At 53.5% G+C, this 23,625-nt stretch carries 16 protein-coding genes and 1 CRISPR repeat array; of the genes, 9 read left to right on the forward strand and 7 right to left on the reverse strand.

Annotation, left to right across the window (positions count from 1 at the left end):
* The first annotated feature begins 57 nt into the window (after positions 1–57).
* The 3 genes from M0646_RS06405 (at position 58) to M0646_RS06415 (ending at position 6,909) form a co-directional block, all read left to right on the forward strand.
* Positions 58–2,742 carry a pitrilysin family protein gene (locus tag M0646_RS06405; protein WP_286627091.1) on the forward strand — a complete coding sequence of 895 codons (2,685 nt, stop codon included), beginning with the start codon at positions 58–60 and terminating at the stop codon, positions 2,740–2,742.
* Between the two features lie 4 nt (positions 2,743–2,746).
* Positions 2,747–3,469 carry a cytochrome c biogenesis protein CcdA gene (locus tag M0646_RS06410; protein WP_149821714.1) on the forward strand — a complete coding sequence of 241 codons (723 nt, stop codon included), beginning with the start codon at positions 2,747–2,749 and terminating at the stop codon, positions 3,467–3,469.
* Positions 3,470–3,764: 295 nt separating this feature from the next.
* Positions 3,765–6,317: direct repeats of the CRISPR family, unit length 35 nt; unit sequence GTGCTGGGATTCTTTCCCAGCCGAACAAATGGAAA.
* A gap of 94 nt (positions 6,318–6,411) precedes the next feature.
* Positions 6,412–6,909, forward strand: a complete 498-nt coding sequence (locus tag M0646_RS06415) for a hypothetical protein (protein ID WP_286627092.1) — start codon at positions 6,412–6,414, stop codon at positions 6,907–6,909.
* A gap of 193 nt (positions 6,910–7,102) precedes the next feature.
* On the opposite strand, the gene M0646_RS06420 is transcribed toward M0646_RS06415, so the two are convergent.
* Positions 7,103–8,323 carry a F420-0:Gamma-glutamyl ligase gene (locus M0646_RS06420; RefSeq protein ID WP_190278271.1) on the reverse strand — a complete coding sequence of 407 codons (1,221 nt, stop codon included), beginning with the start codon at positions 8,321–8,323 and terminating at the stop codon, positions 7,103–7,105.
* A gap of 75 nt (positions 8,324–8,398) precedes the next feature.
* Between M0646_RS06420 and M0646_RS06425 the strand changes: the two genes are divergently transcribed.
* Entirely contained in the window at positions 8,399–9,175 is a 777-nt protein-coding gene (locus M0646_RS06425) for a DUF1350 family protein (RefSeq protein WP_286627093.1), read from the forward strand.
* Positions 9,176–9,223: 48 nt separating this feature from the next.
* On the forward strand, positions 9,224–10,465 hold the full coding sequence (trpB, locus tag M0646_RS06430; RefSeq protein ID WP_286649972.1) for a tryptophan synthase subunit beta: 1,242 nt from the start codon (positions 9,224–9,226) through the stop codon (positions 10,463–10,465).
* A gap of 1 nt (position 10,466) precedes the next feature.
* Here trpB and asnS read toward each other — a convergent pair whose 3' ends face one another.
* From asnS to M0646_RS06445, 3 genes are all read right to left on the reverse strand, one after another.
* Positions 10,467–11,855, reverse strand: a complete 1,389-nt coding sequence (gene asnS, locus M0646_RS06435) for an asparagine--tRNA ligase (protein WP_286649973.1) — start codon at positions 11,853–11,855, stop codon at positions 10,467–10,469.
* Between the two features lie 11 nt (positions 11,856–11,866).
* On the reverse strand, positions 11,867–14,263 hold the full coding sequence (locus M0646_RS06440; RefSeq protein ID WP_286627098.1) for an endonuclease MutS2: 2,397 nt from the start codon (positions 14,261–14,263) through the stop codon (positions 11,867–11,869).
* 68 nt (positions 14,264–14,331) lie between these two features.
* Positions 14,332–15,291, reverse strand: coding sequence for an FHA domain-containing protein (locus tag M0646_RS06445; RefSeq protein WP_149819215.1), 960 nt, complete (start codon positions 15,289–15,291; stop codon positions 14,332–14,334).
* 195 nt (positions 15,292–15,486) lie between these two features.
* On the opposite strand from M0646_RS06445, the gene M0646_RS06450 reads away from it, so the two are divergent.
* Complete coding sequence (locus tag M0646_RS06450; RefSeq protein WP_149819216.1) at positions 15,487–15,963, forward strand: Dps family protein; 477 nt, start codon at positions 15,487–15,489, stop codon at positions 15,961–15,963.
* Here the strand turns inward: M0646_RS06450 and M0646_RS06455 are convergent.
* Together M0646_RS06455 and M0646_RS06460 are read right to left on the reverse strand one after the other, a co-directional pair.
* Positions 15,960–16,334 (reverse strand): hypothetical protein, encoded by a 375-nt coding sequence (locus M0646_RS06455; RefSeq protein ID WP_149819218.1) that lies wholly within the window; start codon positions 16,332–16,334, stop codon positions 15,960–15,962. The genes M0646_RS06450 and M0646_RS06455 overlap by 4 nt on opposite strands.
* 81 nt (positions 16,335–16,415) lie before the next feature.
* Complete coding sequence (locus M0646_RS06460; protein ID WP_286649974.1) at positions 16,416–19,811, reverse strand: EAL domain-containing protein; 3,396 nt, start codon at positions 19,809–19,811, stop codon at positions 16,416–16,418.
* A 141-nt stretch (positions 19,812–19,952) separates the two neighbouring features.
* Between M0646_RS06460 and M0646_RS06465 the strand changes: the two genes are divergently transcribed.
* From M0646_RS06465 to mutL, 3 genes are read left to right on the forward strand one after another with little or no spacing between them, the layout of a single operon-like run.
* Positions 19,953–20,168 (forward strand): DUF2555 domain-containing protein, encoded by a 216-nt coding sequence (locus M0646_RS06465; RefSeq protein ID WP_286649975.1) that lies wholly within the window; start codon positions 19,953–19,955, stop codon positions 20,166–20,168.
* Positions 20,155–21,369, forward strand: coding sequence for a bifunctional phosphopantothenoylcysteine decarboxylase/phosphopantothenate--cysteine ligase CoaBC (gene coaBC, locus M0646_RS06470; RefSeq protein ID WP_286649976.1), 1,215 nt, complete (start codon positions 20,155–20,157; stop codon positions 21,367–21,369). Before M0646_RS06465 ends, coaBC begins: the two co-directional genes overlap by 14 nt.
* Positions 21,369–22,979 (forward strand): DNA mismatch repair endonuclease MutL, encoded by a 1,611-nt coding sequence (mutL, locus tag M0646_RS06475; RefSeq protein ID WP_286627105.1) that lies wholly within the window; start codon positions 21,369–21,371, stop codon positions 22,977–22,979. The genes coaBC and mutL overlap by 1 nt, the downstream gene beginning before the upstream one ends.
* On the opposite strand, the gene M0646_RS06480 is transcribed toward mutL, so the two are convergent.
* The gene (locus M0646_RS06480; protein ID WP_226972031.1) at positions 22,921–23,463 is read right to left on the reverse strand and encodes an NADAR family protein; all 543 of its coding nucleotides are present in this window, start codon (positions 23,461–23,463) and stop codon (positions 22,921–22,923) included. The genes mutL and M0646_RS06480 overlap by 59 nt on opposite strands.
* Positions 23,464–23,625 lie beyond the last annotated feature (162 nt).

Below are 23,625 nucleotides of genomic sequence, written 5' to 3' on the forward strand. Positions count from 1 at the left end.
ACGATGACCCTAGGGCTAGTTCCACGATTCGTTAAAATCTTATTATTTATTGGCTTGATGCTCTTGAGTACCAGTTTGGCGGTGATTTTTCCCCTGCACACGGTAGAAGGACTCGGTAGTGGTGTAACCAAAACCGTTTTAGACAATGGCCTCACGGTGCTGATCAAAGAGATTCCCACAGCACCCGTTGTGAGTTTACAGGTGTGGTATCGCGTTGGTTCTCGCCATGAACCCAAGGGAGAAAATGGGATTGCCCACCAACTGGAGCATTTGATGTTTAAGGGCACCAAGAGCCGTCCCGTCCAGTTTGGTCAGTTGTTTTATGCCCTTGGCAGTGCTTCCAATGCCTTTACCAGCTACGACATGACCGCCTACCACCATACGGTGCGCGCTGACCAACTAGAACCACTGCTGATCCTTGAAGCCGATCGCCTGCGCAATATCCTGATGACCCCCGAGGCCCTTGAGAGTGAAAAACGGGTGGTGATCTCGGAGCTGCAAGGCTATGAAAATAGTCCTGAATATCGCCTCAGTCGAGCCGTGATGGCCGCCCTCTATCCCCACCATCCCTACGGCTTGCCAGTGGGGGGAACGGCCAGTGATGTGGAGCAGTTTACGCTGCCAGCGGTGAAGAGTTTTTATCACCAGTACTATCGCCCCGATAATGCCGTTGTGGTGATTGCTGGCGATGTTCGTCCCCCAAGGGCACTGGAACTGGTCAAGAAAACCTTTGGGCAGATTCCTCGGCCAACCGACCCTCTAAAGTCTCCTTCATTACCGCCGCCAACGGCAGGTCAAGCCCAGCGAATTCGCCTCACAGAACCGGGGAGTGCGCCGCTATTACAGATTTTGGTACCCATTCCAGCGATGACCCATCCAGATCAGGCGGCCTTGGATGTGCTGGATATGCTCCTCAGTGGCGGACGCAGTTCGTACTTGTATCAGGAATTGATGGAAACGGGTCAAGCCAGTTCGGCCTACTCCTATGTGGCCGCGTTACAGGCGGGGGGCTGGTTTGAAATTGGCGCGATCGCGGCCCCGGAGCAATCCCTTGAGACGATTGAGCAGACCATTGGCCAGATTCTGAACCAACTGGCAGAGCATCCCTTGAGCGCCGCTGAACTGCAACGGGCTAAGCAACAGCTCAAGGCCAATTTTATCCTGCGCAATCGTGACATTGATGCCCAAGCCAGTCAATTGGCTAATGATGAAACCCTGACGGGAGATTATCGCTTTAGCGATCGCCACCTTGCGGCCATTGAAAAAGTCACGGCTGCGGATGTTCAACGAGTGGTGCAAACCTACTTTGGGCGCGATCGCTGGATTGTGGGGGAATTTATTCCCAGTGAATTTGCCGATGTTGAGCTTTCAGGTCGGCCGGGTGCCCAAACCACCGCCCATAATCTTGTCGGTGAGCCAGTGGATCCGCAAACCATTGCCGCCTATTTACCCCAAGGGAGTGGGCAGGCTGCCCCTGAGGTCAAAAATAATGGGGTGGAAACCTTTACCCTGAAAAATGGCCTGCGGGTGCTCTTACTCGTGGATCGCAGTACACCAACCATTACGCTGGCGGGGCGCATTGACGCAGGAACAGCCTACGATCTATTGACACAACCGGGGGTGGCCCACCTCACTGCTGCCAATCTCCTCAATGGCACGCGGCGCAAAAATGCCCTGACGCTGGCACAAACCCTTGAGGATCGTGGCATTAGCCTAGAATTCAGTGCCTTCCGCGATGGAGTGGATATTGAGGGCTATGCCTTGGCCAGTGAACTGCCCACGCTGTTGCAAACCCTTGGTGAAGTCCTTCAAGAAGCCACCTTCCCAGAACCGGAGTTTAAGCTCAGCCAACAACGCTATCTCACGGCTCTGAGCCTTGAGGCGGATGATCCTGTGCGCTGGGGGCGCCGCGTCCTGCAAGAAACCCTCTATCCCGCCAATCATCCCCTGCATCCCTTTGCCACTCCTGAATCTGTACAGGCGATTCAACGCCCAGACCTGTTGAACTTTTATCGGGCGGCCTATACCCCCGATCACACGATTTTGACCCTCGTGGGAGATTTTGACCCAGTGGAGGTGCGATCGCGCCTCAATGAAATTTTTGGCTCGTGGCAACCCCAAACGGATCCCCTGTCCCTAACCTTTCCTGCAGTTTCACCGCCCGAGCAAACCCTCTTTAAGAATGCGGTGATTGCCGGTAAGAGCCAAGCGATTACCTATCTGGGGGCGCCGGGGATCGATCGCCGCGATTCTCGCTTCTACGCAGCGATGCTGATGAATCACATCCTAGGGGGAGACACGCTGGCCAGTCGCTTGGGCACAGAGATTCGCGATCGCCAAGGCTTGACCTACGGCATCTATAGCTTCTTTAGTGCCAGTCGTCAGGCAGGGCCTTTTATCATCCAACTGCAAACGGCTCCCGAAGATACCGCCAAGGCCATTCAGGCCACGCTGCAACTCCTGCGGGAGGCGCGCCGCCAAGGATTCACTGCTGCCGAACTCGATGCGGCCAAGCGCAGCCTCAGCAATACCTACATTGTGGAATTAGCCAATGTCGATGTGGTGGCACGGACGCTGTTGGGAAATGCCAGTGTGGGCTTACCGCCGGCGGAATTACAACAGTTTAGCGATCGCTTGCAAGCGGTGACTCTAGAGCAAGTGAATCAAGCTCTACGCGATCTCCTTGATCCAGAGCGATTGGTGATTGTGACGGCGGGTCCCCCTGTTGCCTTTAACCTTTGATGCCATGGCCAGCTTAACGCTCCAACTCTATCAACTAGAACAGTGGGCAAACCAATGGGTGAGTGGTCAACTGAGCAGTCTCAGCGTCATGAGTGTGGGGATTATCTTTTTGGCGGGACTGCTCACAAGTCTGACTCCCTGCACCCTTTCGATGCTGCCAATTACTGTCGGGTACATCGCCGGCTACGCCACAAAGCAAAATAGCTCCGTCTTGCGCCAGTCTCTTTGGTTTGCCCTTGGCCTCGCAACCACCTTAACCCTGTTGGGGATGATTGCTGCTGTTGCTGGTCGCATCTACGGTCAGGTGGGCTGGGGGTTAACGATCGTGGTGAGCTTGGTGGCGATCGCCATGGGCTTAAACTTGCTCAATGCCTTGCCCCTGAGCTTTCCCCGCAGTCGCTTCCTAGAGGAACTGCCGGATCGGGTTCCTGCGGGATTGCAAGCCTATACCCTAGGGGCAACATTTGGCCTTGTGGCAGCACCCTGTAGTACGCCGGTCTTGGCAACGCTGCTGGCATGGGTGGCCACAACCCAAAAGCTAGTGGTGGGGGCTGGCCTGCTGTTGGCGTATACAACAGGGTATGTCGCGCCGCTGATTTTAGTCGGAGTATTTAGCGGTGCCTTGCAAAAGCTCTTGGCACTGCGGCAGTGGTCGAGTTGGATTACCCCTGTGAGCGGTGTGCTCCTCATTGCTTTTGGCGTCATTGCTTTAGCCATTCGTCTTTAGTGCTCAAGTCAAAGGGGCAGTGGTTAGCCGATGGCGGCAGCCATGCAAGCACCTCTGGACAAAAATATCCTCTCAGCTTGGCAATTTTCTCAAACCCAGTCTCCACAACGCTTTGAGCAATTTCTAACAGATTTGGAGGTGCTTGAATTTTCCCGAAATTCAGTTCCAGAGTGACTTTCACATCCTGTGACCCTGCGGATCTAAAAAATTTACAAAAACAAAAAAATGATCCTCTCTAGGTGCTTGAAAATGACCTGTGCTATAGTAGTCGTAGAGCACCTTCTAGGAAGGCGCAGTGCTGGGATTCTTTCCCAGCCGAACAAATGGAAAGTATTAGTATTATAAAAGAAAGTTATGGTTATTATAAGTGCTGGGATTCTTTCCCAGCCGAACAAATGGAAAGTTAATCTTGACAAGCTCGTTTTTAAGAGGGATTCTTTGTGCTGGGATTCTTTCCCAGCCGAACAAATGGAAAGTATTCAAATAGCTAATAGCCTCAGGCGTAACTTGAGTGCTGGGATTCTTTCCCAGCCGAACAAATGGAAAGTCTGGCAAATAGTACAGTTGGTTCCACTGCAAATCTAGTGCTGGGATTCTTTCCCAGCCGAACAAATGGAAAGGTTTTCGCTGAGCTTGATATAGTAAATGTCCATAATGTGCTGGGATTCTTTCCCAGCCGAACAAATGGAAAGGTGCGTGAAACGGTGGCCAAAAATAACCCCCTATTGGCGGGTGCTGGGATTCTTTCCCAGCCGAACAAATGGAAAGTAACCGCTGCAAAGTTGCTTGATCAGCGTATTCCAAGTGCTGGGATTCTTTCCCAGCCGAACAAATGGAAAGCCAAAGTGAAAATCTTATCCTGCTGCTCAAGAGCAGTGCTGGGATTCTTTCCCAGCCGAACAAATGGAAAGAGCATTAGCTGCCTTAGATGGCGATAATTCTTTAGGTGCTGGGATTCTTTCCCAGCCGAACAAATGGAAAATCGCCTTTTGGGCGAATTTCGGTTGTGCGTACGCTGAATGCGTGCTGGGATTCTTTCCCAGCCGAACAAATGGAAAATTCAAACGTTAGCTGCTTGAATTTGTCTGGCAAATAGTGTGCTGGGATTCTTTCCCAGCCGAACAAATGGAAAATACCCTTCCAATTCAAAAGGTTTTGAAACCCATGGTGCTGGGATTCTTTCCCAGCCGAACAAATGGAAACGTGAGGGTTGTATTCTTTCATCTAAAGTGAGAAGTGCTGGGATTCTTTCCCAGCCGAACAAATGGAAACGCTCGAAGTCCAGAGCTTGTTGAGGCTCTTAAAGAGTGCTGGGATTCTTTCCCAGCCGAACAAATGGAAACTTGTGCTCTTTTTGGTATACGTATTTGGCACCGCAGGTGCTGGGATTCTTTCCCAGCCGAACAAATGGAAACTTAGATAACAAGTATAAAATATTCGCCTTTTTTGCTAGTGCTGGGATTCTTTCCCAGCCGAACAAATGGAAACGGGTGAACTTCAATAGGTTGAGGTTCTTTTAAGTAAGGTGCTGGGATTCTTTCCCAGCCGAACAAATGGAAACCATGAGTTGGATTACAATACAACATTACATCCCCTTTGTGCTGGGATTCTTTCCCAGCCGAACAAATGGAAACAAGCTTTTTGCCCGTAGGCGGGTTGCAAACTTGTTGTGCTGGGATTCTTTCCCAGCCGAACAAATGGAAACTTTTTTGTTATGGTTTTCTAAAAAATCTATTACCGTGCTGGGATTCTTTCCCAGCCGAACAAATGGAAACCTCAGGACGTGAGTGTAGAAAATTAATCTACACTCTTGTGCTGGGATTCTTTCCCAGCCGAACAAATGGAAAGGTTAAATTTAGAATTCCAATGGGAATACCTTCCTCGTGCTGGGATTCTTTCCCAGCCGAACAAATGGAAACGCTCGAAGTCCAGAGCTTGTTGAGGCTCTTAAAGAGTGCTGGGATTCTTTCCCAGCCGAACAAATGGAAACTTGTGCTCTTTTTGGTATACGTATTTGGCACCGCAGGTGCTGGGATTCTTTCCCAGCCGAACAAATGGAAACTTAGATAACAAGTATAAAATATTCGCCTTTTTTGCTAGTGCTGGGATTCTTTCCCAGCCGAACAAATGGAAACGGGTGAACTTCAATAGGTTGAGGTTCTTTTAAGTAAGGTGCTGGGATTCTTTCCCAGCCGAACAAATGGAAACCATGAGTTGGATTACAATACAACATTACATCCCCTTTGTGCTGGGATTCTTTCCCAGCCGAACAAATGGAAACAAGCTTTTTGCCCGTAGGCGGGTTGCAAACTTGTTGTGCTGGGATTCTTTCCCAGCCGAACAAATGGAAACTTTTTTGTTATGGTTTTCTAAAAAATCTATTACCGTGCTGGGATTCTTTCCCAGCCGAACAAATGGAAACCTCAGGACGTGAGTGTAGAAAATTAATCTACACTCTTGTGCTGGGATTCTTTCCCAGCCGAACAAATGGAAAGGTTAAATTTAGAATTCCAATGGGAATACCTTCCTCGTGCTGGGATTCTTTCCCAGCCGAACAAATGGAAAGCGAAACTCCCGGTATTGGGGAACCACCTCGAGAACAGTGCTGGGATTCTTTCCCAGCCGAACAAATGGAAAGGTCGATCGCTACAAGAATCTGCAACACGAGGTTGGCGTGCTGGGATTCTTTCCCAGCCGAACAAATGGAAACCGCTTCAGGGGCAACCGCTTCAGGGGCAGCAGGTGCTGGGATTCTTTCCCAGCCGAACAAATGGAAACGCCTAGTTAGTTAATTAATTAATTAAAACTAGTTAGTGCTGGGATTCTTTCCCAGCCGAACAAATAGAAATCGAGTTTATTTTTTTGGAGAAACATTATGGGAATATTCTCAGAAGTCCTTCAACGGGCTACTGCATCACCACCTATTACTTTTGGAGTTGGATATGGATGATTTATTTGCCAGAGAAGTCCTTCAACGGGCTACTGCATCACCACCTATTACCCTGAAAACGCTTGCCACAGAAGTTGTTGTCCCACTCTACAGTCGCTACAGTGGAGCAAATTTGGCATCCTATTCTAGGCTTGACGAGCGTTTTGTTCAAAAAATGACTTTTATTCCTTTAGGGTTCTTTCTACCAAGCTCTTCCAAAATTCTTTACGCGATTTTGAAAGACGGCAAGTTGCCGTCTGACTGGGCACCGTCCATTCAATTCAGCCGGGACGGAACCTTGATTGACAAAACAGGCTGGAGTGATATTGCCAATATGACCTCATCGGCATTTCGGAAGCTTCCTAGGGGATTACAAGGAAAGATCATCAGTTTATTGCAACTCCAAGCTGACAAGCACGTACTCCTAAATTATTCGGAGTCATGGCAGTCTTTGCTGTGGCTTCCAGCAGAGTATCAACGCTTAGACGTTGTGGATACTGCTGCAGATTAAGGTGCTGGGGTTCTTTCCCAGCCAAACAAATGGAAACACGGATGCAGTTTAACGTCATGCTCAGGACAAGAGTGCTGGGATTCTTTCCCAGCCGAACAAATGGAAACATCAAAGAGTTGAGACTGGGGCAGTTGTTTCAAGTGTGCTGGGATTCTTTCCCAGCCGAACTAATGGAAACGGTTGGCCATAAGAGCTAATGCATCTTGTCTAGGAAACCCTCAGTCGAGCTCGGAGAAACACCGCAAGGCCGGATTAAGACAATGGGTGTTTGCTCATCGGCATTACCGGCGGGGTTTTTCTTCAGAGCAGTCGTGAGGAAGTGAGGGGAGACTCCTTGGCTAGCGGCAAGCACCTTGACTGCCCCTAGGTCGTTAACATCCACAATGGCGATGCCCAAACCCGTTTTTGCTGCCAGATCCTCCACGACGGCTTGGGGGTTAACAGGTCCCATAACAATAAATTGATCGTAGGGGGGCAGAGTACCTGTCACATCGTCAATGAGGCGAGCTTGTTCGCCGGCCAATTGATAAAATCCGCCCTTGTGACCAAAGACTTTGGCGATCGCCCCCCCCAAAAAGGCCAACAGCACCCGTAGCGCTCCCACTTCCTCGACCAAGGCTTGCATGCCACAGGCCGTTGCCAAACTGGAAGTCGGCAAGAAGAACTGGCACACCCGCGTTGCTACCCAGCCGGGGCGCAGTTGGGCAGGATCTTTGAGGCGGCCTTGAATAATGGCAATGGGGGTTTCACCAATTGCGACAATATCACCTGCTTGGGCATGGGGCATGACGTAGCGATTGAGTACCTCTAGGGGAATATCCAACGGCGTCAGTAAATGGGTGCGAATGGGGAGTACCTGACATCCCTCCGCCTGTCGCCACACACCTGTATTTCCCGTGGCCGGAAACTTGAGGGGGATAAATTCATGATGGGTTTTCAGGAAGCGACCATGGGGGCCATAGGCAATGTAGTGAATCTTGACCCAAGCAGCCTTGACCTCGCTCACGCCAATTCCCTGCAAATCCACACAAATCTCGACATTCGTTTGCTTGGTGGACTTGACGATATAGGCAAACCAATAGCCATCGGCACGGGGGGGAAACTCTGGCTCCGGGTGGCGGGGGATGACCTGCACATCCGTCTGAATCATATCGACACGGCCATCGGACAATAGCACCACCTCTGCCCGTAAGTCTGGCACCATCACCTCAAGGCCACGGTGGGGGTTGCTCAGTCCCAATAGCCCGACAAAACGGTAGTGGGTTGGCTCATAGATTTCCAGATTCCAAGTGGCACGGATCACTTCAAGGGGATGGGCTGGCCGCTGGCGATACCGCCCTTCCAAACCGATCGCCACCAAAAGGGCTAGGAATCCTAGGGCGGCTGCCCCTATGCCGATAACTGTTGCAATCATCACGTGTCCTGTACCACTGCATTTCCCGTATTCGCTAGATTACAGTCAGTTAGGCATTTTTGGAGTGACTGGATTTTGGAGTGGCAAGAGGTTCGCGGCAGTTGGCTGTGTCTTCCCCAGCGTCCCTTGGGGTGGATTCACTTTCTGGGGGGAGCTTTTGTGGCAGCGGCACCGCAATTGACCTATCGGCGCTTGTTGGAGCACCTAGCGGAGGCGGGCTATGGCATTATTGCCACGCCCTTTGTGAACACCTTTGATCATGGGGCGATCGCCCTCGATGTGCTGAATAAACTCGACTATGCCCTTGATTGGTTGATCTATCGCCGCGGCTACCCAGCGGCATTGCCCATCTATGGTTTGGGACACAGTATGGGCTGCAAGCTCCACCTGCTGATCAATAGCCTCTACGATGGCGATCGCGCTGGGAATATATTCATGGCCTTCAACAACTACCCCGCCAGTCAATCCATTCCTTGGATAGAAAACCTTGCCCCCGTGGGTGTCGAATTCAGTCCCAGCCCGACAGAAACCGAAAAACTGATTCAAGAGCGCTATCCTGTGCGCCGTAATCTCTTGATCCGTTTCCAAGAGGACGATATTGACCAAACAGCCCGCCTGCGCAGTCTCCTCAGAGCCAAATTTGGCGATATGGTCACTGCCTTGAAGCTACCGGGGAATCACCTCACCCCCCTCAGCCAAGGACTCAAGTGGCAAGTCGGCGCAGAATTTTCTCCCCTAGATGCCGTCGGCCAGTGGATCAAGCAAAGTCTCTTTCCGGAAATGCAGATTCTGGAGGAGTGTCTGTTGGAGTGGCTCAATCCCCTAGGCACTGCCCGCCGTTCCCGCCCCTAGCGTGGCACAATCACATAAGGAACCCTTGATGAAAAAAGGACTTTGCCCGTGACTGTTGCCCCCTCTGCTGCCCTCAGTGCCGCTGCTCGCCCCGATCCCCGTGGTCGCTTTGGTCGCTTTGGTGGCAAGTATGTTCCCGAAACGCTGATGCCCGCCCTCAGTGAATTGGAGGCGGCCTTTGCCCACTATCGCCAAGACCCTGAATTCCAAGCAGAATTTCAGCAACTGCTGCGGGACTACGTTGGTCGTCCCAGTCCCCTCTACTTTGCCGAACGCCTCAGTGCCCACTATGCCCATGATCAAGCCCAACCCCAGATCTATCTAAAACGGGAAGACCTCAACCATACGGGTGCCCACAAAATCAACAACGCCCTCGGGCAAGTCCTGCTTGCCAAACGCATGGGCAAACAGCGCATTATTGCGGAAACAGGTGCCGGTCAGCATGGAGTAGCTACAGCAACAGTGTGTGCCCGCTTTGGCCTCCAATGTGTGATTTACATGGGGGTACAGGATATGGAGCGGCAGCGGTTAAATGTGCTGCGGATGCGCCTATTGGGAGCAGAAGTGACCCCCGTCAGTGCAGGCACAGGCACCCTAAAAGATGCCACCTCCGAAGCGATTCGCGATTGGGTAACCAATGTTGAAACCACCCATTACATCTTGGGTTCAGTGGCGGGGCCCCATCCCTACCCAATGCTAGTGCGGGAATTCCATGCCGTCATTGGGGCAGAAACGCGGCGGCAGTGCCTTGAGAAATGGGGCGGGCTGCCCGATATTCTGCTCGCCTGTGTTGGCGGCGGCTCCAATGCCATGGGACTCTTCCATGAATTTGTCGAGGAACCTCAAGTGCGCTTAATTGGTGTTGAAGCTGCGGGTCAAGGGGTGGACACGGGTCACCATGCTGCCACCCTGACCAAAGGGGAAGTGGGGGTACTCCACGGTGCCATGAGCTATCTCTTGCAGGATGCCGATGGTCAGGTGGTTGAGGCCCACTCCATCAGTGCCGGTTTAGACTATCCGGGCGTCGGGCCAGAGCACAGCTACCTCAAGGACATTGGCCGTGCCGAATACTACAGTGTCACCGATGCTGAGGCCGTGGCTGCCTGTGTGCGTCTTACCCAGTTGGAAGGCATTCTCCCTGCCCTCGAAACCGCCCATGCCTTGGCCTATCTGGAAACGCTATGCCCGCAATTAACGGGGCAGCCGCGCATTGTCATTAACTGTTCAGGACGCGGCGACAAGGACGTGGAAACGATTGGCCGCTATTTTGAGGCACAGCAAGCCCCCTGAGTTAGAACTCCGCATTCCCCGGTGTACGAGGAAAGGGAATGACATCACGGATATTATCCATCCCCGTCATAAACTGCACCAGCCGCTCAAATCCTAAACCAAAGCCGGCATGGGGGACGCTGCCATAACGGCGCAAATCCAAGTACCACCAGTAGGGGGCAGGGTCTAGCCCACGGCGGACAATCTGCTCCTGTAACACCTCAAAGCGCTCTTCCCGCTGGGAGCCACCAATGATCTCACCAATTTTCGGGGCAAGGACATCCATGGCAGCCACCGTTTTGCCATCATCATTGAGGCGCATATAGAAGGCTTTAATATTGGCGGGATAGTCATAGACAATCACCGGGCGTTGGCAGTATTCCTCGGCGAGGTAGCGTTCATGCTCCGACTGCAAGTCCAACCCCCAAGCCACGGGAAATTCAAAGGCGCGACCACTTTTTTCCAGCACTTGGATGGCTTCTGTGTAGCTGAGGCGGGCAAAGGGTTGAGTTGCCATCTGTTCGGCGGTGGCCATGACGCTATTATCAATCCGCTCCTGAAAGAAGGCCATATCCTCACTGCAGTGGTCAAGGACATAGCGAAAGACAAACTGCAAAAAGGCCTCCGCCAGTTCCATATCTCCCATCAGGTCACAGAAGGCCATCTCTGGCTCCACCATCCAAAACTCGGCTAGATGCCGCGAGGTGTTAGAGTTTTCAGCGCGGAAGGTGGGGCCAAAGGTATAGACATTGGTAAATGCCGTGGCCATAATTTCTGCCTCCAGTTGGCCACTCACCGTCAGGTAGGCACGGCGGCCAAAAAAGTCCTGACTGAAGTCAATATTCCCCTCTGGGGTTTTGGGTGGCTGCGCTAAATCCAGGGTGGTGACGGTAAAGAGTTCCCCAGCCCCTTCACAGTCGCTGGCGGTAATGATCGGGGTGTGTACCCACAGGAATCCCCGCTCTTGGAAAAATTGGTGAATGGCAGTGGCACAGGCATTGCGCACTCGCATCACTGCGCCTAGGGTATTGGTTCGCGGCCGGAGATGACCAATGGTGCGTAGAAATTCAAAGCTGTGGCGTTTTTTTTGCAGGGGATAGGTTTCTGGATCGGCACTGCCCCAAAGGTGAATCTGCTGGGCATGGAGTTCAATGGTTTGGTTTTTGCCGGGAGAACGCACCAGTTCGCCACTGAATTCTGCGGCAGCCCCTGTGGTCAGGTCTTTAATGGCTGGCGTTGCTGCTGCCACAGTGTTGGGAATGACCACCTGCAATCCGGCTAGGGTTGAGCCATCGTTGACGTTGACAAACGTACATTCCTTGAGTTCGCGTTTGGTGCGCACCCAGCCCTTGACGGTGACGCGATCGCCCACTTGACCTTGATGAAGAATATCCTTAATCCGCTGCTGCATGGGTCTTGTTCCTATAACTGCACAATGGTTACTCCCCGGCCTCCCTCTTCAGGAGGCGCAAGGTGATAGCTTTGAACGCTGGGGTGCTGCTCTAAAAATTGATGCACAAACTGGCGGAGGGCACCACTGCCGTGGCCGTGGATAATCCAAACCGTTCCCTGCTGGCGGTTGAGAAATTCCTCTAGGAGAGGTTCCGCCTCATGGGTGCGCTTGCCCCGCAGATCGAGGGTACGGCTCTCTGTGCGAATGGCGGGTGCTGGGGTTGGGGTGCGAGAAGGGGGTGGGAGGGGAGCTTGAGCTGGGTCGGCCTTGGGTTTAGATGGTGTGCGTACCGGTTCGCCCTTGAGGGACTCTACGGCGTGGGGCGGCACAGTAAATTTCACGGAACCCACTTGGACGACAATATCCCCCTGCTGGCTGACACTGAGGACTTCGCCCACCTGTTGCCATTGGGGCAAACGCACGCGATCGCCGGGCTGCGGCATAAATTCGGCAGGCGGCGGCGGGGGGAGATAGGTTTTTTCAATCTGAGCTAGGGCCGTTTGGGCAGCTTGTACCTGTTCGGGACTGTTGGCGCGTTGCAGTTGAGCAATTACTTTGGCAATTTCCTGCTGAGCCTGATGGAGGGCGCTGCGTACCTGCTCCTCCTGTTGTTGGCGCAGTTGCTGCTGTCGTTGTCGCAGTTCTTGAGCCTTGGTGGCAATTTCTTGGTAGAGGGCTTCTGTATCCCGCAGCAGCGCCGCTGCCGCTGTGGTTTTGGCCTCTTGGGCTTGGCGTTGTGCCACCAACCCCATAATCATTTCATTGATGCGGTTGCTGTCGCTACTGAGAAAGGCTTTGGCATCCTCAATAATGCTGGGATATAGCCCCAACCGCTGGGCGATCGCTAGGGCGTTAGACTGTCCCGGTATGCCCCACAGCAGCCGATAGGTCGGGGCAAGGGTGGTCTCATCAAACTCAACGGCGGCATTTTCAAAGCGGCTGTCCTGATACTTGAGGGCTTTGAGTTCGCCATAGTGGGTGGTGGCAAAGGTGAGACTGGCGTGCTCTGCCAGATAGCGCAACAGGGCGATCGCTAGGGCTGTGCCCTCACTGGGATCGGTGCCGGCCCCCACTTCATCGAGGAGCACCAACGTATTGCCCCCTGTCATCTCGAGCTCTGTGAGAATATCGCGGATATTGCAGATATGACTGGAAAAGGTGGACAGGTTTTGGGTCAGGGACTGCTCATCCCCAATGTCTGCCCAAATCCCTGTAAACCAAGGCAACTCTACGGGCGCTGCCGCTGGCACATACAACCCTGCTTTTGCCATCAGTGCTGCCAAGCCCAAGGCCTTCAAGGTTGCTGTTTTGCCGCCAGTGTTGGGGCCAGTGATTGTCACCACCTTGGTGGGGGGGTGCAATTCAATGTCAATGGGAACCACGGTCTGTCCTTGCTCATGGTGCTCCTGCCACACCAACAGGGGATGGCGCAAGGCCTTCAGGTGCAGTCGCGTGTCACTGACAAACTGGGGTGGGTTGCCCTGCAACCAGAGACTATAGTGGGCACGGGCCACCGCCATATCGAGGGTGGTCAGCACATCGAGCAGATACCACAAATCATCACTAATCGTGGCCAACTGATCCGAGAGGGCTTGGCAAATGGCGCGTTCGGCCTCAGCCTCCTGATGGGTAAGTTGTTGCAGGCGGTTTTGCAGGTCAATGGTTTCCCGTGGCTCAATGTAGAGCGTGGCACCACTGGCGGAGAGATCGTGGACAATCCCCGGCATCTGGTCTTTGTGGGTGGCTTTGACTGCCAACACATAGCGATCGCGCCGTTGGGTGACCACTGCCTCTTGAATAGCACTGGCTCGCTGCTGCAGAATCTGCTGCAGTTGCTGCTGGATCTGGGTACGGCACTGCCGTTGCTGCTGGCGAATCTCAGCCAATTCTGGACTGGCGCGATCGCTCACTTGCCCCTGATCGGTAATACAGCGGTAAATCTCCTGAGTCACCTCAGGATAGGTACGGACACCGGCCACTAGTTGTTGGAGTTCATTGAGTTGCGCGTGTTCCTCAATTTGACGCCGCTGTTGCCGCGCCGCACTCAACAGGTGGGCGATCGCCAGTAGCTCCATTCCCTGCAAACAGCCCCCATGATCCAACCGGCGAAGGGCAGGTTCAATATCCGTGACTTGGCTAAAATCTAAGCGCACTTGGTGCACCGTTTCTAGGGTAATCACCTCAGTGGTTTGAGCCAACAGCACTTGACTGGCTGCTTGGGTGCCCCCTAGAATCTCTCCCCCCTGCAGCTGGCGCATCCCCCGTTTGGTAGCAGCAAACGTTGCCAACTGATAACAGAGACGCGGCCACTCCAGCCGCCCTAGGGATTTGTCTAGTGCACTAACTTGTGATGTGAGAACAACCAATGTTCGCTATCTGCTGAAAACACTACTTTCACTGACTGTAGCACTGCTCACCAATCCGTGCAGCGGTTCTAGAGGACCATCCCCGACGACATCTCCGCATCCACGGCATCCTGCAGTTTCAGCAGGGTACTGGTGAGGGCTTCAGGATTGAAGTAGGTCCATTCGATGGCTTGGGCGATCGTTTGCAATCGCTCGGTAATACTCGTGAGATCTCCAAACAGATTTTCGCGCGGCAAGCCCGCAAAGAGTGCCATCGCGCCTTGGTTGACCGCCCACTTGCACTCCGATTCATGGACACGGGTGCGCAGGCCACTGAGGAGAATGACATTCATTTCTGGATAGCGCTGGCGATACTGGCGACAAAAATCGTAGGGATTGGTTTTTGGCATTCCCAAATCGAGGAGCAAGAGGCTGACTTTGCAGTTGAGGGACTCCACATGGGCAATAATTTTTTCTAACTCAAAGTGGGATGTTGCCCAAATCGTCGAAATCCCTTGGGAGTTCAATAATTCCCGCCACATTTCCCCTTGGGTACGCGAAGAGTGGGTCATCAAGACCGTGACTTGGCTATTACTCCCATGGGAATGATTGGTGTAGGGGTGAGGACTCGGCGCATCCCGTAGGTCAATGTACTCTAGTTCTGACTCACCAATGGAAATGCGATCGCCGTGTCTGAGGAGATGGGGCGCGTGGATACGGTTATTACCGATAAATGTCCCGTTCATGCTCTTGAGGTCAGTCAGCCGATAGCGATGATCCGCCTGCCGCTCAATACAAAGATGGTGCCGCGAACACCAGCGATCGGGTAGGACAATATCACAATCTTTACTTCGACCAATTTGCCAAACGGGTAACTGATCCAACACAATTGAACGTTGCATGTAAATGGAGTGCAATAACAACCGGGGTGTGGGTGCCGCTAGAATCAGCTCACTGGGACGCATGAACCCCCACTGCTGTTCACCAGAACGGCTGGGTGCTTGTAGGTGTGGAACGTAGGTATCGGGGCGATTGGCTGAGGCGTCCATAGCAGCAGCTAAAAAACACTCAAATCATCAAACTTATTTTTATGCTGCCTATCCTAGCGTTGATGAGCAGCAAGGGACTACCTCCATCTTAGATGTCAATAGAATGGCAGTAGCACCCTCTAGGTTGCTAAAACGTACTCGTTATGAGTATGATAAATAGACAGGACAGTTCGATAACTGTCAAAGGAGACCACTATGAGTGCAACAACAACGCTGAAAGAGCAAGTGCTGACCACGCTGAAACGGGAACAGGCCAATGCGGTTGTCCTGTATCTGAACTATAAAAAGTACCACTGGCTAACCTATGGCCCCTTGTTTCGGGAGTTGCACCTGCTGTTTGAAGAACAGGGAACAGAAGTCTTTGCCATGATTGATGAACTGGCTGAGCGTAGCTTGATGCTTGATGGCCAGCCAGTGGCAGACCCCGCAGACTATCTCAAAGTGGCAACGGTAACCCCCTCAAGCGGCCAACTCACGGTCAAGCAAATGATTGAGGAGGCGATCGCTAACCATGAGCTGATCATTACCGAGATGCACCAAGATGCAGAAGTGGCCACTGAGGCGGGCGACATTGGTACGGCTGACCTCTACACCCGTTTGGTGCAAACCCACCAAAAACATCGCTGGTTCCTCAAGGAGTTTTTAGCCAAAGGCGATGGCTTGGTCAGTTAGTTGCGAATCGGGCCGTTGTAGTCAATGGTGGTGCGTCCATCGGCAGCCACAGTAACGACAGTTTCGATACTGGGCAGGGATGCGGGCACGCCATTGCTGACTCGATGGCCCAAAATCCGAAACGTGTAGGAGCCGTCGGCATTGCGCACATAGGGAGCTTCACGGACAGGCCCATGCATGGACTGCTCGGCTCGATAGCGACTTAATCCGCCATTGGTTCGTTCTGCAGCTTGGCGGGCATAGTTGCGAGCGCGAACTAACTCGACAATGTTGACAGGCTCAGGATTAGTTGCTTGGGCAATCGCCAAGGGGGCGATCGCTCCCCCAAGGGAAAGACTCAGCATGAGGCTAGCAATCAGCGGCTGGGTCATCAGGCTTCTCCACTCAGCGGTCTTTATCTAAGATAGCCAAGGGGCTTTGCTGACCCCTAGATAACGGTCTTGATGCAACAATTATTTGCTTTCCGTTTGACAAGGCGTGATCCTCGCTTGTAGTAACTGGTGCGCTTGCTCCTCAGAGAGGGGTTCACCAAAGAGAAACCCCTGACCCCGCTGACAGCCCAACGCCTGCAAGCACTGCTTTTGGGAGAGATGTTCAATGCCTTCGGCAACCACTTCTAGTTGCAGGGTTCGGGCGAGGCTAATAATGGCACGAACAATTTCTAAATTTTGGAAATTGGTTTCGATGTCTCGGACAAAGGACTGGTCAATCTTTAGGGTATACAACGGCAGTTGGCTCAGGCGGCTGAGGGAGGAATAGCCAGTGCCAAAGTCATCAATGCCACAGCGAATATCAAGGGCTTGGAGCGCCTCCAATTGCTCTTGGGCAAACCTTGAATCGGGCATGATCACTTCCTCAGTAATCTCCAGAATCACTTGCTGGCCGCGAATCCCATAGAGCGGCAACAGATGCTTGAGCAAAGGAACCATTTGGCCAGAATTAAAGAAAGCACTGGAAATATTGACACTGAGGGTGAAGTCGGCAGCCCGAGAACCCAGTGTCTGTTGCCATTGGTAGAGGTTGAAAATTGCCTTTTGCAGAACCCATTGATCCAGTTTTGTGGCTAGACCCAACCCCAGAGCCAAGGGCAAAAATTCTGCCGGACTGATCCAACCGTTTTCGGGATGCTGCCAGCGAACTAATACTTCAAAACCAACAAGGCTGTCCTGACTGAGGCTGACAATGGGCTGGTAGAAGAGCGCTAGTTGCTCCTGCTCTAGGGCACGGCGAAATTCCTGTTCCCGTTGTAAGCGGGTGTAAACCGCTTGGTGGTGCTCCGATTCAAAGAGTTGCATACCGTTGCACCCTTGGGCCTTGGCAGCATACATGGCAATATCAGCATCCCGCAGCAGTTCACCGGCAGTGCGGTAACGAGAATTAACAATGGCGATGCCAATGCTGACGCTGACACTTACCTCAGTGCCCTTGAGCACATAGGGTTCACTAATGCAACGGCGCAGGCGATCGCCATACTCATAAATCTGCTGGAGACCCTCAATGTGTTCGAGGATGGCAATAAACTCGTCTCCCCCCAATCGGCCAACGATCTCCTGCTGGCGCATACTCGACCGAAGGCGATGGGCAATTTCTAGAAGTAACTCGTCGCCGGCATCATGACCCAAGCTATCATTGATGACCTTAAACCGATCCAAATCCAAAAACAAAACGGCAAAGGGCGGAATGTCACCGCGGTGGTAGGCAGCCAGCAGTTGATCAATTTTTTCTGTGAGGAAGGCGCGATTGGGGAGATTCGTTAAACTATCCTGGCAAGCCAGTTGCCGCAATTTCTCCTCCGCTAGCTTGATGTTGGTAATGTCCAAGCAGGAACCAAGGTAGCCAATGCAAGTGCCGTCTTCGGCATAGCGGGGTGCCGCTTGCTTGAGTACCCAGCGATAGACACCTTGGCCATTGCGCAGGCGGTGCTCAATTTCATAGCTTTGCTGCTGCTCAACGGCAAGACGGATGGCCTGCTCTGTGCGCTCCCGATCCTCAGGATGGACAAGGTCTAACCAGTTCCAGCCAAGGATTTGGTCTAAGGAGGCGCCCAAGACGCGGCAAATGGTTTGGTTGGCAAACTCAATGGTGCCTTTGCTATCTGCCAGCCAGATCATCAAAGGTGAGGCATCGGCCATCTGGCGAAAACGGGTTTCACTTTCCACTAGGGCTAGCATCGCTTTTTTGCGTTGGGTGACATCCACCCCCACCGTGGTGATCAGGTAACTGCCATCCCCTTGAGGTTCAGCGGTGGCATTGAGGGAAATCCACACCTCATGGCCGTCGCGATGTTGAAAGCGATATTCGGTGTGGGCACAGCCTTCTTGGAGTAATTTCTCGCGAAAGGGACGATGATAGGCTTCCCAGTCCTCGGAAGGAACCCGCGATCGCCAAAGATTCGGGTCTTCTTGAAAGTCAAGGGGGCTGTAGCCGAGAATGCGCAGGTGCCCTTGGGAGAGATACTCATAGCGCCAAGAGCCATCAGGAAAGAGCCGTATTTCACTGACAAAGGCATCGGCGCGATCCAACAGTTGATTGAGCTTTTCTTGGGCGGCCTGGAGTTCCCCATTGACGTTGTGCAAATCGAGGGTGCGGGCAATCACCTGCGCCTCAAGTTCCGTTTGCTGGGCTGCAAGTTGCTGGGTCAGCTGCCGTTGTCGCGTGACATCCACTGCCGTCAGTAAAATGAACTGTTGGTTGCCGTTGGGCAGTTGCAGGGGCAGGGAAACCATCTGCCAAATACGCTCTTGTTTGGCGCGAGTGCGGATGCACACATCCCCATGCTCAACCCGTGCCTGCGTTATAAGGCAGCGTTGGAATTCTGTGGCCGCCCACTGGCGTTGCGCTGCTTCAGGAAAGGCAATGGCTAACCACCCCTCCCATGTGGGGGTTTCCTCTGGGCTGCTGCCGGTTTGCTCTTGCCATGCCCGATTCATCAACCACAGTTGACCATCCGCCGCCACCAACGCCATCGGCAGCGGTGATAAAAGCAGGCTGTTGCGGAACACCTCGTCCATTTCAGTGTAGGCGCGCCAAAATGACTGCCGCTCCTGCTCTACTTGGTTCAGATGCTGAGCCTCCGTAACCAAAAGAGTGACCAAAAAAGCGATGATACTGATGATCTGCACCTCTTGGGCTAAGCGCTCCGAAAGCCATAGGCGATCGTGGTGTACCCATTGAATTACCCAACCAATGAGGAGGGGGCCAAGGATGCTCCAAGGCAACAATCGCCGCAAGAGTAGGCCACCTATCCTTTGTGAACTGAAGTAACGCATCACCCCTAGGGAGGGATGCCATTGCATAAGGCAGAGGTTCAACAGCCCAAGAAGAACGCAGGCGAGGATTTGGCCAAGGGCAGAGGCACTAAGAGACAGCGGCAATTGGTACAGACCGGCCAATACCTCAAGGAACAGCAGACAGGCACTTGTGATTGCCCCTCCTTGACCGAAAATCACTTGCCAACTTCGTTCCCCCCTGACCCCCCACAGGGCCACCCCTAGCCCTATAAAGGCCACAGGCCGTAGCAAACTGGTGTAGGCCGGCAAAGACAGCGCTTGCCACGGAGCAGTGATTTCCTGAGCATTGAAAACTGCTACGGCAATTGCCACCCCCATGAGAACAAGCACTAGGCCACAGAGCTGGGGGAGGCATGCTAATTCTCGATCTCTGCCCCTAGATCCCATGAGGGTGATGGCCAATGCGGTTAACCCAAGGGCGATGGCAGCGAAAATATCAATGCCAACCAACAGAGGCGAGTGGGAAGTGATTGCAGCGAGAACCCATTCTATAAAAACGGCCGTTGCCACCCCTAGACTCAACAGAGCGGCCACTCGTAAGAATTGGGAGCTAGCCATAGGCAGCGGCAAAAAGGGCTAGGGACATGATACCCCCTAGGACAGCAGCTTTTTCACTCTGGCACAGTCAATTTTAGGGTTGAGGGCAGGGAGTATACTAGTATTGTAGGCCTACGCTCTAGGCGTCCTGCAGGAGGGGGTATGCAAGCAACCCACCACTACACTCAGGAGTATATTAACCATCTCACCCCCCAAGAGGTGGCAGCTTTGGCACGACGGCTTGAGGAAGACGATTATGACACGCCCTTTGCTGCCCTTGAGGATTGGCATCTGCTGCGGGCCATTGCCTTTCAGCGGCCAGAGCTGGTAGAGCCTTATTTGTATCTTCTGGATTTAGAAGCCTTTGACGAGTCCTAGGGCAGTTCCCCATTTATTAGTGGGGGTGGGGGGTGGCATTGCTGCCTATAAAATCTGTGATGTGATCTCCACGCAAGTAAAGGCGGGGTGGCAAGTGTCTGCCATCCTTTCAGAGACCGCCTCGCAGTTCGTTACGCCGTTGACCCTTTCGACCCTGTGCCGGCAATCGGTACTCACAGATGCGGATTTTTGGCATCCCCAAGCGCCGCGACCGCTACACATTGAACTGGCAGAAAAGGCAACGCTGATGTTGATTGCTCCCCTCACGGCCAATACGTTGGCAAAGCTGGTGCTGGGTTTGGCGGATAACCTGCTCACGAGTACGGTCTTGGCCTCCCAAATACCCATCTTGGTGGCACCGGCCATGAACACCACAATGTGGGAGCAACCGACGGTACAGAGCCATTGGCAACAACTGCAACAACAGCCCCGTTATCATTGCTTACCCCCGGCCTATGGCCGCTTGGCCTGTGACAGCGTCGGTGTGGGGCGGATGGCGGAGACGCAGGAAATCATTGCCTATTTGGACTCCTTGGCCTATACCCACGGCCAGCGAGACTTAGCTGGCAAGCATCTGCTGATTACGGCGGGGGGCACCCGCGAGTATTGGGATACAGTGCGCTTCATTGGTAATCCGGCAACGGGGAAAATGGGGATCGCTCTGGCAAGGGCAGCCCTGCATCGCGGTGCAAAGGTGACGTTGATTCATGGGGCGATCGCCGAGCCGATCCCAGCCCAGGTACGCGCTATTGAAGCAATCAGTAGCGAAGCAATGTGCAAAGCTGTCCTTGAGGTGTGGCCAGAGGCAGATTGGCTGGTGATGGCTGCCGCCGTTGGCGATGTCCGCCCGGCTCAACAGTGGTCGGGAAAGCTCCCGAAATCGGAGTTGCCTACCGCCTTACCCCTGAGTCCGGTGCCCGATATTTTGCAAGCGGTGGCTCAGATGCGCCAACCCCACCAACGTCTGATTGGTTTTGCTGCCCAAACGGGGGATATTGTAACGCCCGCCCGCGAAAAGCTAGAACGCAAGGGCTTGGATTTGATAGTTGCCAATGCGGTGGATCAAGCCGATGGTGGCTTTGGCAGCAACGAAAACGCAGCGGTGGTGCTGGATCGTCAAGGGCGATCGCGCAACCTTGCCAAGGTACCAAAGTTAATTCTGGCCCACCAAATTTTTGACGTTGCCCAAGAATGGCTCTGATGAGCGATGTCCTGACGGTGGTGCCTCTACCAGCACCAATGCGGCAAGCGATCGCTGCCGCTGAAACCCTCGACTCCCTAGCCACGGTTGTCCAAGAACTGGTGGAAAATGCCCTCGATGCCGGGGCGAGTCGCATTCACCTCCACTGGCGCCCTTCAGCATGGCATCTTGAGGTCACAGACAATGGCGAAGGGATTCGCTGGGCAGATCTCACCCAAGTGGCTCTCCCCTACACCAGCAGCAAGTTGCCCCTCAGCGGGGAATTGGCGGACATCACAACCTTGGGATTTCGCGGTCAAGCCCTCCACAGTTTGGCGCAAATGGCACAGTTAACGATTTGCACTCGCCACCGTGAGGCGGAGACCGGTTGGCAAGTGAGTTATGATGCCCAGGGTCAAGTGCGCAGCCAGCGTCCTCTAGGAATGGCCGTGGGGACTCGCGTCATTGCTGAGCAACTTTTTCAGGACTGGCCGCAACGACAGCAGGGGGTCAATCCCAAACAGGTTCAGCGGCGCCTTCAGGAAATTGCCCTGTGTTTCCCGCAGGTGGCTTGGCATCTCCTTAAGGATGGAAAGCGCTGGCACCACTGGCCGGCGGTGGCGTCTTTGGGCGATCGCCTGCTGCAACTCATCCCACAACTCCATCCCCAAGATCTGCGCCAAATGAGCGATGCCCAAATTGAACTGGTCTTGGCGCCGCCGGATCGCCACCATCGTCCCCGCCCCGATGGCTTAGGGGTGGCTGTCAATGGCCGTTGGGTCGAACTGCACAGTGATCCCTCGTGGCAGCAGGTGATTCTTGAGGCCTTTGGTCGCGGTCTACCGCGGCAGCGCTTTCCCCTGTGTATTGCCCATCTCCATTTACCCCCGGCGGCGATTGATTGGTCTGCAGCACCCCAAAAGCGCACGATCTATCTACGGGAACCAGAGCAATGGCAAGCTCTGTTAGTCGAGCGCATTGGCCAACTGCTGGCCTCCCTAACCGTCCCCACAACGAGCTATCACCTGCTTAAAGCTGCTGAACCCCCTGGCCGCTATCGAACCTTGTTATCCCCCAGTCCATCGCCCCAGTCAGCCCTCAAGGTGGTTGGCCAGTTGCACAATACGTACATTATTGTTGAGCACGCCGAAGGCATCTGGTTGATTGAGCAGCACATTGCCCATGAACGGGTGCTGTACGAGCAAATTGAAACAGATTGGCAGGTGGTGGAGCTAGAGCAGCCGGTGTTGGTGGACTCCCTCACGGAGACGCAAGTGCAACGCTTTCAAGACTGGGGGTTAGCGATCGCCCCCTTTGGGGTACAGGTTTGGGCAGTGCGCCGTGTGCCTGCTCTATTGCGCGATCGCCCAGATGTGGTGGCGGCTCTCATTGAACTTAGCCAAGTGGCGGATCTAACTGCTGCTAAGGTGGCCGTTGCCTGTCGCAGCGCCATTCGTAACGGCACGCCCCTCACCCTTGCAGAAATGCAAACCCTTGTGGATCAGTGGTACCGCTGCCGTCAACCCCACACCTGCCCCCATGGTCGCCCCATCTGTCTGCAACTGCAAGAATCTAGCCTTGCCCGTTTTTTCCGTCGTCACTGGGTGGTGGGCAAAAGTCATGGCCTTTAGATTGGCAATCTTGCAGAGGGGTGAAAGTGTGAAGATCTGCCCCTTGGCGCAGACAATGCCGCAGATGCATCAGCAGCCGTCCTAGGTAGTTCGAGCCTTGGCGATCGCCCCCACAACCCCAATAGCTATCTACTGGGGAATCTTCCACCAATTCTTCATCCCCAGTTGCTAAGAGCAGTTCCCGCAGGTCGGGATGGGTGGTAAATTTGGCCACAAGGGCACGCCACATCACTGGCTGTTTCAGTTGATCCCACTGAGGATGCACGGGGTAACGACCACTGCGACCGAGTTGGGCAGCCGCTTCGGGAGTTGGGGCGATGCGAATGGCATGACCAAAGGCCTCATGGGCAGTGCCAAAGAATTTATGGGCTTGGTAGTAGTGCTCCGCTGTTGGCCAGTAGTAGCCCTCAAGGGTAAAACCGTGGGGAGAGAAATTGGAAAAACTGCCGTAGGCATCCTTGACGCGATAAAAGTAGATGGTCATTGCCAACCGCGTTCCCGCACCCCTTGATCACCTAAGCATTGATGAGGACTGAGATCATCATGCCCCAAATACAGCCCTTTTCGCAGAGACAGAAGCGGGTTAGGGGAGCCAATTCTTGCTAAGATCAGCCTCATGGGTATCTTAAGACCTAATTTTGTTTTG

Origin of the sequence: Thermosynechococcus sp. B3, from assembly GCF_030323045.1 — a bacterium.
Taxonomy (GTDB): domain Bacteria; phylum Cyanobacteriota; class Cyanobacteriia; order Thermosynechococcales; family Thermosynechococcaceae; genus Thermosynechococcus.